This window comes from Rhizobium sp. M1 (genome assembly GCF_002531805.1).
GTDB classification, from domain to species: domain Bacteria; phylum Pseudomonadota; class Alphaproteobacteria; order Rhizobiales; family Rhizobiaceae; genus Rhizobium; species Rhizobium etli_C.
The window spans coordinates 44,585-58,035 of sequence record NZ_NWSW01000001.1; the positions used below are offsets into that span (position 1 = coordinate 44,585).

The 13,451-nt window shown below is 61.9% G+C and carries 14 protein-coding genes; 4 read left to right on the top strand and 10 right to left on the bottom strand.

From position 1 onward, the window contains the following. Positions 1 to 43 precede the first annotated feature (43 nt). On the bottom strand, positions 44 to 562 hold the full coding sequence (locus CO655_RS00260) for a DUF2937 family protein (RefSeq protein ID WP_097663463.1): 519 nt from the start codon (positions 560 to 562) through the stop codon (positions 44 to 46). A gap of 166 nt (positions 563 to 728) precedes the next feature. Here CO655_RS00260 and CO655_RS00265 point away from each other — a divergent pair, with 166 nt between their 5' ends. Further along, entirely contained in the window at positions 729 to 995 is a 267-nt protein-coding gene (locus CO655_RS00265) for a hypothetical protein (RefSeq protein WP_010034937.1), read from the top strand. Positions 996 to 1,099: 104 nt separating this feature from the next. Next, positions 1,100 to 1,252, top strand: coding sequence for a hypothetical protein (locus tag CO655_RS33720; RefSeq protein ID WP_010034942.1), 153 nt, complete (start codon positions 1,100 to 1,102; stop codon positions 1,250 to 1,252). Positions 1,253 to 1,371: 119 nt separating this feature from the next. Here the strand turns inward: CO655_RS33720 and CO655_RS00270 are convergent, their stop codons facing one another. Then, a complete protein-coding gene (locus tag CO655_RS00270) occupies positions 1,372 to 1,662 on the bottom strand; it encodes a BON domain-containing protein (protein ID WP_010034950.1) in 291 nt (96 codons plus the stop codon). A gap of 62 nt (positions 1,663 to 1,724) precedes the next feature. Continuing rightward, positions 1,725 to 2,378, bottom strand: a complete 654-nt coding sequence (locus CO655_RS00275; protein WP_097663631.1) for a hypothetical protein — start codon at positions 2,376 to 2,378, stop codon at positions 1,725 to 1,727. Between the two features lie 372 nt (positions 2,379 to 2,750). Here CO655_RS00275 and dxr point away from each other — a divergent pair, with 372 nt between their 5' ends. Then, a complete protein-coding gene (gene dxr, locus CO655_RS00280) occupies positions 2,751 to 3,941 on the top strand; it encodes a 1-deoxy-D-xylulose-5-phosphate reductoisomerase (protein ID WP_097608907.1) in 1,191 nt (396 codons plus the stop codon). A 40-nt stretch (positions 3,942 to 3,981) separates the two neighbouring features. Here the strand turns inward: dxr and ugpC are convergent, their stop codons facing one another. From ugpC to hemA, 7 genes are all read right to left on the bottom strand, one after another. Next, positions 3,982 to 5,067: a sn-glycerol-3-phosphate ABC transporter ATP-binding protein UgpC gene (ugpC, locus tag CO655_RS00285; protein WP_097663464.1), complete on the bottom strand. Its 1,086-nt coding sequence runs from the start codon at positions 5,065 to 5,067 to the stop codon at positions 3,982 to 3,984. A gap of 11 nt (positions 5,068 to 5,078) precedes the next feature. Beyond that, complete coding sequence (locus CO655_RS00290; protein ID WP_097608909.1) at positions 5,079 to 7,001, bottom strand: glycoside hydrolase family 127 protein; 1,923 nt, start codon at positions 6,999 to 7,001, stop codon at positions 5,079 to 5,081. A gap of 19 nt (positions 7,002 to 7,020) precedes the next feature. Beyond that, a complete protein-coding gene (locus tag CO655_RS00295; RefSeq protein WP_097608910.1) occupies positions 7,021 to 7,884 on the bottom strand; it encodes a carbohydrate ABC transporter permease in 864 nt (287 codons plus the stop codon). Next, entirely contained in the window at positions 7,884 to 8,798 is a 915-nt protein-coding gene (locus CO655_RS00300; RefSeq protein WP_097663465.1) for a sugar ABC transporter permease, read from the bottom strand. The genes CO655_RS00295 and CO655_RS00300 overlap by 1 nt, the downstream gene beginning before the upstream one ends. A 75-nt stretch (positions 8,799 to 8,873) precedes the next feature. Further along, complete coding sequence (locus CO655_RS00305) at positions 8,874 to 10,112, bottom strand: sugar ABC transporter substrate-binding protein (RefSeq protein ID WP_097608912.1); 1,239 nt, start codon at positions 10,110 to 10,112, stop codon at positions 8,874 to 8,876. A 54-nt stretch (positions 10,113 to 10,166) separates the two neighbouring features. Continuing rightward, positions 10,167 to 11,156 carry a LacI family DNA-binding transcriptional regulator gene (locus CO655_RS00310; protein ID WP_097663632.1) on the bottom strand — a complete coding sequence of 330 codons (990 nt, stop codon included), beginning with the start codon at positions 11,154 to 11,156 and terminating at the stop codon, positions 10,167 to 10,169. Positions 11,157 to 11,501: 345 nt separating this feature from the next. Next, a complete protein-coding gene (gene hemA, locus CO655_RS00315) occupies positions 11,502 to 12,716 on the bottom strand; it encodes a 5-aminolevulinate synthase (protein WP_097663633.1) in 1,215 nt (404 codons plus the stop codon). A gap of 326 nt (positions 12,717 to 13,042) precedes the next feature. Between hemA and CO655_RS00320 the strand changes: the two genes are divergently transcribed. Then, a complete protein-coding gene (locus CO655_RS00320; protein WP_003582726.1) occupies positions 13,043 to 13,300 on the top strand; it encodes a YMGG-like glycine zipper-containing protein in 258 nt (85 codons plus the stop codon). The last annotated feature ends 151 nt before the right edge of the window (positions 13,301 to 13,451 follow it).

The window sequence follows — 13,451 nt, forward strand, 5'->3', positions numbered from 1 at the left end:
CGTCTTGCAAATCGGCGCCGACCGCATTGCTTCCCACATCGATTCAACGCGCCTGGGGAGAGGCTCGCCGCCCGCGCACAACCCGCCGCGCGCCAAATCCCAGCAGCGCCGCAACGACCCAAGCGCTGATAAAACCAATCGCACCCCAGACGAGGCCTGCGAAGCTGATAGGCACGCCGGGCACGAAATCCCGCAAGGTATTGGCGAAAACGACATCATCCGGTTCCCCCATGAGCACGAATGGCTTGGCGACGGGGGCGGCGGCGCCGAGTTTCAGCTGCTGCGACTGCAGCGTTTCATAGCGGACAATCGTGCTTTGCATGGAGGCGCCGCGGTCGCGCAGGAAATCGTCGGAAGATTGCGCGTAGGTGTTCAGCGCCTGCTGGCGATCGAGGTGGTGCTCGGCCGCCTGCCTGTTGAAATCCTCGACGATGACGCGCAATTCGTCGATCGCTCCGCCGATTCGCTGGCGATATTGCTGGGCAAATTCAGGCGCCTGCGAAAACACCGTGCCGCCGGCAAGCCCGGCGACGATGGCGATGATCCTTGCAATCGGTCCCATGATCGATGCCTCCGGCTGTTCCCTGCGCTAACGATCGGCGGTCGTAAAGGTTTCTGCCTTCGACACAATCGGTAACGCTATGTGATTGAACCGGCGACACTTCCGGTGAGTTGACACCATGACAAACGAGTTGCTCCCGTGAGCAACTGAGAAAGAGAGGCTCGTCATGAAACAGCTCATCCTCGCCTGCACGCTCGCCGCAGCGTCCGTTTTATCCGTCGTGCCGTCCCAGGCGGCAAGTGTGACCATCACCACGGATGACGCCCGCCCCTATTATTACCGTGATTCGGAACGCCCCTATTACCGCCACCACAGTCCCTATTATCGCCACGACATGCGGCGGCGCTACGTTTCCCGCGATTGCTTCACCAAGACGGAAAAGATCCGCCGCCACGGCCATACGGTCATCAAGGAAACCCGAATCTGCCGCTAAGGCAAACCCCGGCCGATCCTTTCGGCCGGGCTTTTCATCTGGTATCCTCCGGCAAGGAACTTCGCAAATTCCGCCGCGTTTAGGGCGAAATGGGAGTATTCGCCATGCTTATCAAGATGACTGTTCTGGCAATCGCCTATGTTGCGGTCTGCGCTCTGCTTCTCACCATCGCCTATCAATTGCAGGGACCGGTGGCCACGGCGAAGACCGATCGGCCGGCCGGCTCTTCTTTTCTGATCGAGCGCTTCGCCGGCTGATCAGCTGAACGCCGGCCCGAGAATGGCCGACCGAGAAGCCAGCGCGGCTCGCCATCGAGCCACGCCAGCATGGCCTATCGATCTGCGCTCCTTCCAATGCGGTGGAGCGCCCCTCACCATCAATGCGTGCCGTCCAGGGAGAACCCGCCAAGGAGGATCCGGTTCTGAACGTTATGCACGCCTTCGACGGCCATGGCGACCGCGGTCGCCCGTTCGATCTCCCCGACTGTGCCGACCGTGCCGCTGAGCACGATCTGGTCTTTTTCCATCGTCACCTCGACATCGGACGCATCGATGCCGCCGGCAATCGCCAGCGCATTGGCGACGGCCGCCTCGACCGACGCACGATTGGCGATTTCCGCTTCCATTTCAGGCTCCAGCCCGTGAAATGTCTGCTCCTTGAAAACCATGACCCGTTCCTCTGTGAAACCTTGAAAGGAAACGCCCGCCGGTTGGTTTTGGTTTCAGCGCGTTACCAGTTGAGGCGATAGCGCAGATTGACGCTGCCGGCCTCGTCCTCCGAAAACGGGTTGTTCATCGACGCATCGAGATTGAGATTCGGCAGGATCGTCTGGCTGACGGCCACCGAACTGGAGAAGTCGCCGCTGACATTGCTGAGGCCGGCGCCGGCCGAGAGCGAGGTTCCTGTCCAGGGATGGATGAGTTTCAGCGCCTGCGACGCCGTCACCGAGGTCTGTCGGGCATCGACCGGGTCATAACCGACGCTGACGGAGCGGCTCGATTGCATGTCGAGCGAATCCGACAGGATCCAGCTGCGTGAGCGGCTGAGCGTCAGCGCGCCGCTGCCGCGCAGCGTATCGACGCTGACCTTTACACCCCGCTGGGATTGGCCGGCCGGTGTGACGTTCGTTCTCACGATTCTGCCCCAGAGCATCGCCTGTTCGGAATCGGGCAGCGGCGCGCCGCCTTTCGTCGCGGCCAGCGCAATGTCGGCGCCGGCGCTTGTTTCCCATTCCGCCGGCAGACGAAAACCCATCGTCGCCTTGTACGACCGGTCCGAAAGCTTGGCGGGCGACCAGATCAGCAGGTCGTCCGCCTTTGCCGCCGCGGAGAGCGAAAAAGGCAGCACGGTGAAAAGAATGCAGGCTATCTTGAATATCGTCATGTGACCCGATCGTTTGACAAGCTTGCTCGCCGAACGGCGCGATGCCGCAGCAAAAGTGCGCACAGAAAACCCGCAAGGGAGCAGCGCGGCCAAGCCGTCCATCCCAATGTCATTCCTCGATTTAATGTGTGGCCGAAACGGCCGGCGGCAGCCAGGTGCCTGTTCAATGGACGCCGCGGCGCCCCGGATACCCATGCGACCATCAGCGGCCGCCTGAGATTGACGATTCCCTCAGGAATGTTGCCAGGATCACATCTCGCCGCCGCTCTGTAAACCCCTTGAGGGCGGAAATCTGCTGCACTGCACACTTGCCGCACCTTCCAAACCCTAGTAGAGCCTGAGCCTACGAGACAAATTTTCGCGAAATTCCACATGACGACCGGCAAAACGGCGCCGCGGCGCCTCAGCATCTTCGGTTCGACCGGCTCGATCGGCCGCAACACGCTCAATGTCGTCGAACACCTGGGCGGACGGGACAACTTCGAAATTTCCGTGCTGACCGGCAACGGTAATGTCGAATTGCTGGCCCGGCAGGCAAAATCATGGGGCGCGCGACTGGCGGTGACAGCCAGCGACCGGCATTACGAATCGCTGAAGAGCGCGCTTTCCGGCAGCGGCATCGCGGTCGCCTCGGGAAAATCAGGCCTCATGGAAGCCGCCGATCGCGAAGCCGACTGGGTGATGGCGGCAATCGTCGGCACGGCGGGCCTCGCGCCGACCCTCGCCGCCGCACGCCGCGGCGCCGATATCGCCCTTGCCAACAAGGAATGCCTGGTCTCGGCCGGCGACCTCTTCCTCAAGTCGATTCGGGAAGGCGGCGGCAGGCTGCTTCCCGTCGACAGCGAGCACAATGCGATTTTCCAGGTGCTGGAAGAAAACCAGCGCCACGCCGTCGAACGCGTCATCCTGACGGCATCGGGCGGCCCCTTCCGCACCGCCTCGCTCAAGGAAATGGCCGATGTGACGGTGGAAACCGCGCGCGCCCATCCGAACTGGTCGATGGGCTTGAAGATTTCGATCGACAGTGCCTCGATGTTCAACAAGGCGCTGGAAATGATCGAAGCCCGGCATCTGTTCGGCCTGACGCCCGAACAGATCGAGGTCATTCTCCACCCGCAATCGATCATTCATTCGATGGTCGGCTATACCGATGGCTCGGTCCTCGCCCAGCTCGGCGCGCCCGATATGCGCACCGCCATCGGTTATGCGCTGTCCTTTCCGCGCCGGCCGAACCTGCCGATCGAGCGCTTGGATTTCGCCAGGCTCGCAAGGCTGGATTTCGAAGCGCCTGATGAGGTGCGGTTCCCGGCGCTGCGGCTGGCGCGTCTTGCGATGACCCGCGGCGGTGTCCAGGGCGCTGTGCTGAACGGCGCCAAGGAAGTGGCGCTGGAAGCCTTCATCGAAGGACGCCTGTCCTTCCTCGCCATGGCCGACATCACCGAGAGGGTCATGGACGATCTGGCCCACCTGCCGCCGGCTGCCGAAATGGACGATGTTTTCAGCGCCGACAGCCAGGCCCGGCAGCGGGCTTCGCAATTGATGAAGCTGGATCTCGTCGGCTGAGGCCTACGACATAATTCCTTAAGCGCTGTAACGGCTGCAATTACCGCAGCCGGTTGCCGCCTTCGTCGAACAACCGGCAATCGGCCGGCTCAAACAGCAGGCTGACCTCATCGCCGGCCGCGATGCTGACCGGCGAACGATGCTCGACGGTCAGCGATTGGCCGTCGCCGAGCTGACAGTAGAGATATTGCGTTCCCCCGAGATATTCCGAGAAATCGACCGTGGCGACCAGCCTGCCCGACCGATCGGGCGCCACCTTCAGATGTTCCGGCCGCAGACCGAGCGTCACGGCGCCTCCAGCGGGCCCGCCGGTGCAGGACAAGGCGGTTTCGATGCGGGCGCCGGCGACCTCGACCAGGCCTTGCTCGGCAAAGCGGGCATTCAGCAGGTTCATCCGCGGCGAACCGATGAAGCCCGCCACGAAGGTATTGGCGGGATCTTCGTAGATCTGCCGCGGCGTTCCGGCCTGCTCGACCCGGCCGTCGCGCAACACGACGATCTTGTCGGCAAGCGTCATCGCCTCGGTCTGATCGTGGGTGACATAAATCATCGTGTTGCCGAGTTCGCGGTGCAGGCGGGCGATTTCGATGCGCATGGAAACGCGCAGCTCCGCATCGAGATTGGACAGCGGTTCGTCGAACAGGAAGACATCGGGCTTGCGCACGATCGCCCTGCCGATCGCCACACGCTGGCGCTGGCCGCCGGAAAGCTGTCCGGGCCGCCGGTCGAGAAGGTGGTCGATCTTCAGGATCGCGGAGGCAGCCTTGACGCGCGTCTCGATCTCGGCGGCTCCAGTGCGCGCCATCTTCAAGCCGAAAGCGAGATTGTCCCGCACGCTCATATGCGGGTAGAGCGCGTAGGACTGAAAGACCATCGCAATGCCGCGTTCGGATGGATCGAGATCGGTGACGAGACGTCCCTTGATCTCGATATCGCCGTCGGTGACGTCCTCGAGGCCGGCGATCATGCGAAGCAGCGTCGATTTTCCGCAGCCGGACGGTCCGACGAAAACGACGAATTCGCCCTCATCGATCGTCAGATCGATCCCATGGACCACCTGCAGACTGCCATAGCTTTTTCGCACGTCCTGGAGCACGACGCTCTTATTGCCCATACCGTTCGTCATCCCCAAACGACCTACTTGTCCGCCTGGACCCAGACGAGCATCTCTCCGGGCGCGCGGTTGTCCCAGAGATGATAGGGCACGAAACGCGCCGTGGCGACCCGCCGTTCGGCCGGCGCCTTGCGGTAGAGCGGCGCTCCCCAGTTCGATGTCTCCTCGCGTTCGACCTTGAGATCGAGGGCGACGGCATCGTTGAGGTCCTTCAGCACGACGGTTTCGGCGGTCGGCAGCGCGCGTGGCAGGACGATGGCATTGAGATCCTCGCCATTATCCGTCGTTTCCACGCAGTAGACGAGCGGGCCGCGCATCAACGCGACGCGGCCGGCATCCTGGCGCACCTTCGGATTGGCATATTGCGGGCGCAGCGAAAGCGGCAGGTGAAGGGCGACGCGATCGCCGTCGGCCCATTGTCGATCGATCCTGGCATATCCGTCACGGATATGGGTGCTGAGGTCGAGCATCGTCCCGTTGACGCTGAGGGTTGCGCCCTCCGCCCAATCGGGAATGCGCAGCGACAGCGCGAATGCCGCCGGCTTTTTCATCTTGGTGGAAAAGGCCACCGCACCGTCCCACGGATAGTTGGTGCTCTGCTCCAGTTCCACTTGCGTGCCGTTGGCAAGCTTCAGCCGCGCGGTGCTCTCGCCATAGAGATGCACGGCGATCTCGTCGTCGGCGACAGCATACATATAGGAGCCGATCGAGGTCACCAGCCGGGCGATGTTGGGTGGGCAGCAGGGGCAATGGTGCCACTTCCACCGGTGGTGCTTGCCCGCACTTTCGAGCGGGTTGTCATAGAAGAAGGTCTTGCCGTCGGTCGAAAGCCCGGGCAGCGCGCCATTGTAGAGCGCCTGTTCCATGATGTCGGCATAGCGGCGGTCCGGACCGCGTCCGAGCATGCGGCTCGCCCAGAACACCAGGCCGACGGAGGCGCAGGTCTCCGCATAGGCCGTGGCATTGGGCAGATCGTAGTAATCGGTAAAACCTTCATTCGACGCGGCCGGCCCGATGCCGCCGGTGATGTACATCTGCTTGGTCGTCAGATCGTCCCACAGCGTTTCCAGCGCCGCCGTCAGGCTGTCGTCCCTGTATTCGGTGGCGATGTCGGCCATCCCGGAATAGAGATACATGGCGCGCACGGCATGGCCGACGACCTTCTTCTGCTCGCGCACCGGCTGGTGCGCCTGCCCATATTCATAGGTCTTCTGATGGTAATCGGACAGGCTGCGGCCGTCGCGAACGGCCTCCGCCGTGAAGAAATGCGGCTCGGTGCCGCGTTCGTCGATGAAGAATTTCGACAGGTCGAGATATTTCTTCTCGCCCGTGACGCGGGCGAGCTTGACCAGCGCGAGCTCGATCTCCTCATGGCCGCAATAGCCCGGGATCTGGCCTTCGCCATGGCCGAAAACCTTGATCATGTAATCGGCATAACGGCACATGATGTCGAGCAGCTTGCGCTTGCCGGTCGCCTGATAATACGCGACCGCCGCCTCCATCAGGTGTCCGGCGCAATAGAGTTCATGATGATCGCGCAGGTTGGTCCACCGGCGCGATGGTTCGACGCGCTGGAACCAGGCGTTCAGGTAGCCGTCCTTGTCCTGCATCCGCTCATACATGTCGATGATCTCGTCGGCGCGCGCCTCGAGCTTCGGGTTCGGCCGGCGGTAGAGCGAATAGGCGATGGTCTCGATCGACTTGCCGAGATCGGAATCCCAGAACATCTGCGTCGTCCCGCCCCAGGGCTGAATGGGAATGACGACGCCGGGGCTGGGCTGATCGACGTCGATCGCCTTGAGCATGCCGGCCTCGACGCAGCGGTCGAGCAGCGTCTCGGCGGTGGAATTGCAGACGGCATCCTGCCATTTGCCCCAGAAGCCGCCGAGATCGACATCGGGAACGGCGACGGGACGAAACTGGCGGTCATTGCTTGATTTGGTCATGGGCTCGACTTTCTCTCGTTCATTTCACCGCGCCGGCCATCAGCCCGCGCATGTAGTAGCGTTGCAGGAGCAGGAAGACGATCAGGCAGGGGATCGTCATGACGATGACGCCGGCCTGGACCGCTCCCCAGTTGATGGCGCCGAGGCGACCGGCGCGGACCGCCGTCATCAGCACCGGCAGGGTGTATTTCTCGTTGCTGGAGAGCAGCACGAGAGCGGCAAGAAACTCGTTCCAGGCATTGAGGAAGGCAAAGATCGCCACCGTCGCGACACCGGGCAGCACCAACGGCAAGAGAACGCGGGCAAGAAGCCGGAGGTCGCGCGCCCCGTCGATGCGGGCGGCCTCCTCGATCTCCTTCGGCACGGCGTCAAAGGCGTTGCGCATCATGAAGACCGAGAAGGGCAGCTGCAGCGTCACATAGACGAGGGTCAGCCCGATGAGCGAATTGTTGAGGCCGAGCTTTGCCAGGATAATGAAGAGCGGCGTCAGGATCGACTGGAACGGGATCATCAGCGTGGCGATGATCAGCACGAAGAGCGCGTTCTTCATCGGGAAGCGATAACGCGAGAAGCCGTAGCCGGCGAGCAGGCTGACGAGAACGGTGAGCACGACGGTGGCGACCGAGACGAACAGCGAATTGATCATGTGCCGCCAGATGCCGGCGCCGAACGTATCGAGCAGCGCATAGGCATCGAAGCTGACGCCGGATGTCGGCCATGGCGGCAGGGGCGGCAGACTGGCCTCCGTGCCCTGCCGGAAGGAGGCGAGCAGCGTGATCGCGAAGGGCGCCAGGAAGAAGATCGAAATGGCGATGCCGGTGAGATGATAGACGGACTTCACGCGGATCGCCTTGCGCGTCCGGCGTTCCCTTGACGTGGTCATCAGCGCTCCTCCCCGACACGCAGCAGCCAGAGCTGCACGATGCTGATCGCCACCAGGATGGCCAGAAGCACGATCGACAGCGCAGCGCCGTAACCCAGGTTGAACGACACGAAGGACTGGTTGAAGATGTAATAGACCACCGAGATCATCTTGTTCTGCGGCCCGCCCGACGTCATGATGTAGAACTGGTCGAAGGCGAGGATCGAGCCGGTGACCGAGACGATCAGCGCCAAGGCGATCGTCTTGCGCATCAGCGGCAGCGTCAGGTGCCGGAAACGCTGCCAGCGGCCGGCGCCGTCGATGCGGGCCGCCTCCGTCAGTTCGGACGGAATGGCCTGCAGCCCGGTCAGCAGAATGATCATGGTGAAGCCGGCGATCTTCCAGACGACCATCACCACCACAGTCAGAAAGGCAGTGTCGAAGGTCGCTAACAGATTCGGGCTCTTTTCGACGAGGCCGAGCGCCTTCAGGGCCGGGCCGATGAAGCCGCTATCGACATTGGCGAGCCAGACCCAGAGCAGCGAGGCCGTCGCCAGGCCAACGACGACGGGCAGGAAGATGATCGTGCGATAGGCGCTGACGAACTGCCGTTCCTTTTCGACGAAGATGGCGAGCGGAAAGGCGACGGCGAAGATCGCGATGGTGACGATGATCGTGTAATAGGCGGTGAAATTCAGCGCCGTCATGAAGCGGGTGTCGTTGACCATGCGGTAATAGTTGTTGAAGCCGATCCAGCGCGACGCCCCCATCAGCGGCCAGTTGTGCAGGCTCATCCATCCCGTGAACAGAACCGGCATGATGAAGAAGACGATGACCAGCGCCATGGCAGGCGCGATATAGGCAAGGCCGCGCCAGTTCGATCTGCGCCGTCGCCTGCGCCGAGGCAATAGTATCTCTGAGCCGGAACCGGTCATCGTAACGCTCCGCATCTTTGAATTGGAATTGGCCGGGAAGCTGCCACCGCTCCCCGGCCGCGGCCGCGGGAGAGTCTACTGGCCGCTATCGATGATCGATTGCATTTCCGACTGGGCGCTCGAAAACGCGCCGTCGACATCGTCGCCGAAGATGGCGGCGTTGGTGAAGCTTGCCCATGGGCCGTTGGCGCTGTTGATCAGGTCGTTGAACTGCAGCGTATAGGGCGTCTTGGCGACGCTGATCGCCTTGAGGCCGACCTGCATACGCGGATCGAGGCCCTCCAGCACCTTGTCGGCGATATCGCCGCGCGTCGGCAGGCTGCCATATTTCGCCATGATCTTCTGGCCGTCCATCGAATAGATATATTCGAGGAACTCCTTCACCGCGTCGATCTTCTTCGTTCCCTTGGTGATGACGAAGTTGTCGCCGCCGGCAAAGGATGAAGGCTTGCCATCGACGCCGGGAATGAGGGTCACGCCGAAATTGATCTCGGGATGCTGGGTCACCAGCGTTCCGATGGCAAAGGCGCCGAGGCTTTGCTGACCGATCTTGCCGTTGGTGAAGGTCAGGAAGTTCGTGCCGTTGTCGCTGGCCGCACCCGCCGGCACCAGGTCCTTCTTGACCATGTTGCGGTAGATGTCGACCGCCTTGCGCATCTGCGGCGTATCGAGTGTTGCCGTCTTGCTGTCGGCCGACAGGATGTCGGCGCCGGCACCCCAGACGAGCGGCGTGAAGGTGAAGATCATGCAGCCGCCGCAGCCGCCGCCGGAGAAATAGAAGCCGTAGGTGTCGTCACCCAGCGCCCGGATCTTCTCGGCGTTGGCGGTGATTTCCTCCCAGCTCGCCGGCGCTTTCTCCGGGTCGAGACCGGCCTTCTTGTAGAGATCCTTGTTCCAGGCAAAGACGGAGGTTTCGACCGAAAGCGGCAGGCCGTAGACCTTGTCCTGATAGGTGCCGAGGCGGACATGCGACGGCGACAGCGAATTGAAATAGGGAAGCGACTTTGCCCAGTCCGTCAGGTCTTCCAGCTGGCCGGCCGCGGCGAAGGCGGGGTTGTATATGAGATCCATCGACAGCGCGTCGGGCGCCTGCCCGCCGGCAATCGCGGTCGCATATTTCTGCACCAGTTCGGAGAACGGCACTTCGGTCATCACGACCTTGTTCTCATGGCTGGAATTATAGGCTTCGACGACCTTCTTGAAAGCGTCGCCGATCCCCGAGCGAACCCACATTTCGACATTTTCGGCAGCCGACGCAGCCGACACCAGGCATAAGGTAGCGATGCCGGTCGCCGCCAATAGACGCTTGATCATGACATTCCTCCCAATATGGCGCATCTCCTCGCGCCTTCGCTCATTCCCTTGGTCTCACTCCTTGGTCTCATTCCCTGGGGGTTTACCCCCGCATGACTGCCGGACGACGAGCCGGCACGGCAATTTCCTGACACCCGGCTCGACCGGCCGTCCTTCCGCAAGCGCCAGCACCGTCAATCCGGCCTGCCGCCCGAGCTCCTTCAGTTCCATATCCACCGTCGTCAGCGGCGGCCGCGTCTGGGCCGCGACGATCTCCCAATTGTCGAAGCCGATGACCGAAACGTCCTGCGGCACCTTGATGCCGCGCTCGCGCAGCGCATCCACCGCACCGCGGGCGATCTGGTCGTTGCCGCAGAAGAGCGCATCCGGCTTTTCTCCCGGCCGCTTCCAAAGCTGCTCCACAGCGTCATGGCCCCAGCTTTCAGACCAGACGCCGTAAAGCACCGGCTCGCGATGGCCCGCCACCTCATGATAGGCGCCGGCACGCTCCCGCACCGAAAAAAACTCCTCCGGCCCGGTGATATGTGCGATCCGCCGCCGCCCGGTCTTGAGCAGCCATTCGACGGCCAGTCTCGCACCCTGTTCATCGTCAGAACGGAAGGTCACGCTGTTCTGCGTCCCCTCCGTGAAGGCGTAGACGACGGGCACATGCAAATTCGACAAATCGACCGGCAGACGCCGGTCCAGCCGCTTGCCCGTCGCAATGATGCCGTCGACCTGCTTGTCCAGCATCGCATCGACATGGGTCTGGGCGAGCGCCGGATCGTCTTCGATGGCGCACAGGAAAACCGAAACCCCATGATCGACGAGAGCGTCCGAAATGCCCGCCATCACAGGCAGCGTGAAACGGCCGTAAGTGTCGTTCGTCAGCAGTCCGACGGTGAAGCTGCGCTTGCTGAGCAGACCTCTCGCCAGCGCATTCGGTCGATATCCGATTTCGCCGGCGATCCGCTTCACCCGCTCGCGCGTTTCCGCTCCCATCCGGCCGGTATCGTTGAGCGCCTTCGACGCCGTCGAAATACTCACCCCGGCCGCCGACGCCACCTCATGGATGGTGATCCTGCCTCTTTTTCCTCCCGTCAGGTTCAGAGCTTCCTCCTTCTGAAGTGGCTTGAGAAAAGCTTTTACCAATTCTTGTGTCAAGTGAGAAAAGGTTTTCTCATTCAATTCGGAAGGCCGGCATCGAAGATGCTGCTGCACGGTGAAAAGCAAGTGCACGGAAGCCTATCGGTCCTCGAGACCGATAGGCGCGTCCACTGCACCAGCGCCGGATGGCACTGTTCAGGCAGAAAAGGTTTAGGGGCGAAGCCTCACGGCCGCAAAACCGATCGCGGCCAGAACCTCGGATCGAGATTCTGGCCGCGATTCGAACAGGGCAATATTAGAGAATCAGGCGACGTGCCTTGCCAGCGCGCAGCGCGACCAGAGCGAGTGCAGGGCGTCGACGAGATGGGCGATATCGGCGTCGGAATGCAGCGGCGTCGGGGTGATGCGCAGCCGCTCAGTCTTCTTCGGCACGGTCGGATAGTTGATCGGCTGGACGTAGACGCCGCAATTGTCGAGCAGCAGGTCGGAGATCCACTTGCACTTGGCGGCATCGCCGACCATCACCGGCACGATATGGCTGGGATTGTGCATATGCGGAATGCCGCGCTGGTCGAGCATAGTCCTGAGCTTGCGCACCCGGTCCTGATGGCGGGCGCGCTCGAACTGGCTGACCTTCAGGTGCTGGATCGAAGCGACCGCACCGGCGGCCAATGCCGGCGGCAGCGCCGTGGTGAAGATGAAGCCAGAGGCAAACGAGCGGATGAAGTCGCAAAGGGCGGCCGACGCGGCGATATAGCCGCCCATCACCCCGAAGGCCTTGCCGAGCGTGCCCTCGATCACCGTCAGCCGGTCCATCAGCCCCTCGCGCTCGGCAATGCCGCCGCCGCGCGGGCCGTACATGCCGACGCCATGGACTTCGTCGAGATAGGTCATCGCCCCATATTGGTCGGCGAGGTCGCAGATCTCCTTGATCGGGGCGATATCGCCATCCATCGAATAGACGCTCTCGAAGGCGATCAGCTTCGGCGCCTTCGGATCGGCGGCTTTCAGCTTGGCTTCGAGATCGGCGACGTCATTGTGTTTCCAGATCACCTTGTCGCACTTGGCGTAACGGATGCCCTCGATCATCGAGGCATGGTTCAAGGCATCGGAGAAGATGATCAGGCCGGGGATCTTGGCACCGAGCGTTCCGAGCGCCGCCCAGTTGGAGACATAGCCCGAGGTGAAGATCAGTGCCGATTCCTTGCCGTGCAGGTCGGCGAGCTCACGCTCGAGCAGGACGTGGTAGTGGTTGGTGCCAGAGATATTCCGGGTGCCTCCCGCACCCGCGCCACAGTGGTCGATGGCGGCCTTCATCGCCTCGATCACCTTGGGGTTCTGGCCCATGCCGAGATAGTCGTTGGAGCACCAGACCGTGACTTGCCTTTCACCGTCGGCCGTATGGCGCGTGGCGCGCGGGAAATGGCCGCGCTGACGCTCGAGATCGGCAAAAACGCGGTAACGGCCCTCGGCATGAAGCCCGTCCAGCTCGTTTTTGAAAAATGCTTCGAAATCCATCATATGCTCCAGTATCACGCGGCCGTTCTTGCCGACCGGACGTCCGCGCGTCAATGCTTACCCTTTGCTTTACCATCAACTGCGGCAAAAGGCCCAGTTTTTTGAATGATTCCAGATAAAAAATATGCGAACCGCGATCAACCAGATTGATGCGGCCAAACGCGGTGGAATTTCGCCGAACCGCCGGGTCGGCGACAACCTTCGTATCTCAAAAAAAGCCGGACAACAGTGGACAACCCTTTCTTCCGACATAGTTTTCGAGCTAGCCTGACAAAAAACAATAGGGACGGCCTATGCCCATTGGGCGACAACCCAGGAGAAAAGAAATGAAAAAAGCTGTCATACTCGCATTGATCGGCCTGTCGATCGCAAGCTGCACGCCGACTCAGCAGGGCGCCGGCATCGGCGCTGCATCCGGTGCGGTCATCGGCGGCGCAGTCACCGGCAACGTCCGTGGCGCGGCGGTCGGCGCCGCTATCGGCGGTGTCTCCGGCGCCCTCATCGGCAGCGTCGCCGAACAGCCCGGCCAGTGCTACTATCGCGATCGCTATGGTCGCCGCTACATCGATACCTGCCCGCGCTGAGAGCGGTTGCAAGTCGCAAAACAGGAAATCCCGGACACACATCCGGGATTTTTTGTGCTAAATTAGCGCGTTGGCAATTTAAAATGGTACACCCCGCGCGTTTTTGCCGCTAAGCTGTTCATGGCTGGGCAACGAAGCTTCATGTAGGCGT

Excerpts from the sequence above, each read along its gene's own strand:
- CO655_RS00260 (WP_097663463.1), bottom strand. The coding sequence starts at position 562 with ATGGGACCGATTGCAAGGATCATCGCCATCGTCGCCGGGCTTGCCGGC.
- CO655_RS00265 (WP_010034937.1), top strand. The coding sequence starts at position 729 with ATGAAACAGCTCATCCTCGCCTGCACGCTCGCCGCAGCGTCCGTTTTA.
- CO655_RS33720 (WP_010034942.1), top strand. The coding sequence starts at position 1,100 with ATGCTTATCAAGATGACTGTTCTGGCAATCGCCTATGTTGCGGTCTGC.
- CO655_RS00270 (WP_010034950.1), bottom strand. The coding sequence starts at position 1,662 with ATGGTTTTCAAGGAGCAGACATTTCACGGGCTGGAGCCTGAAATGGAA.
- CO655_RS00275 (WP_097663631.1), bottom strand. The coding sequence starts at position 2,378 with ATGACGATATTCAAGATAGCCTGCATTCTTTTCACCGTGCTGCCTTTT.
- dxr (WP_097608907.1), top strand. The coding sequence starts at position 2,751 with ATGACGACCGGCAAAACGGCGCCGCGGCGCCTCAGCATCTTCGGTTCG.
- ugpC (WP_097663464.1), bottom strand. The coding sequence starts at position 5,067 with ATGACGAACGGTATGGGCAATAAGAGCGTCGTGCTCCAGGACGTGCGA.
- CO655_RS00290 (WP_097608909.1), bottom strand. The coding sequence starts at position 7,001 with ATGACCAAATCAAGCAATGACCGCCAGTTTCGTCCCGTCGCCGTTCCC.
- CO655_RS00295 (WP_097608910.1), bottom strand. The coding sequence starts at position 7,884 with ATGACCACGTCAAGGGAACGCCGGACGCGCAAGGCGATCCGCGTGAAG.
- CO655_RS00300 (WP_097663465.1), bottom strand. The coding sequence starts at position 8,798 with ATGACCGGTTCCGGCTCAGAGATACTATTGCCTCGGCGCAGGCGACGG.
- CO655_RS00305 (WP_097608912.1), bottom strand. The coding sequence starts at position 10,112 with ATGATCAAGCGTCTATTGGCGGCGACCGGCATCGCTACCTTATGCCTG.
- hemA (WP_097663633.1), bottom strand. The coding sequence starts at position 12,716 with ATGGATTTCGAAGCATTTTTCAAAAACGAGCTGGACGGGCTTCATGCC.
- CO655_RS00320 (WP_003582726.1), top strand. The coding sequence starts at position 13,043 with ATGAAAAAAGCTGTCATACTCGCATTGATCGGCCTGTCGATCGCAAGC.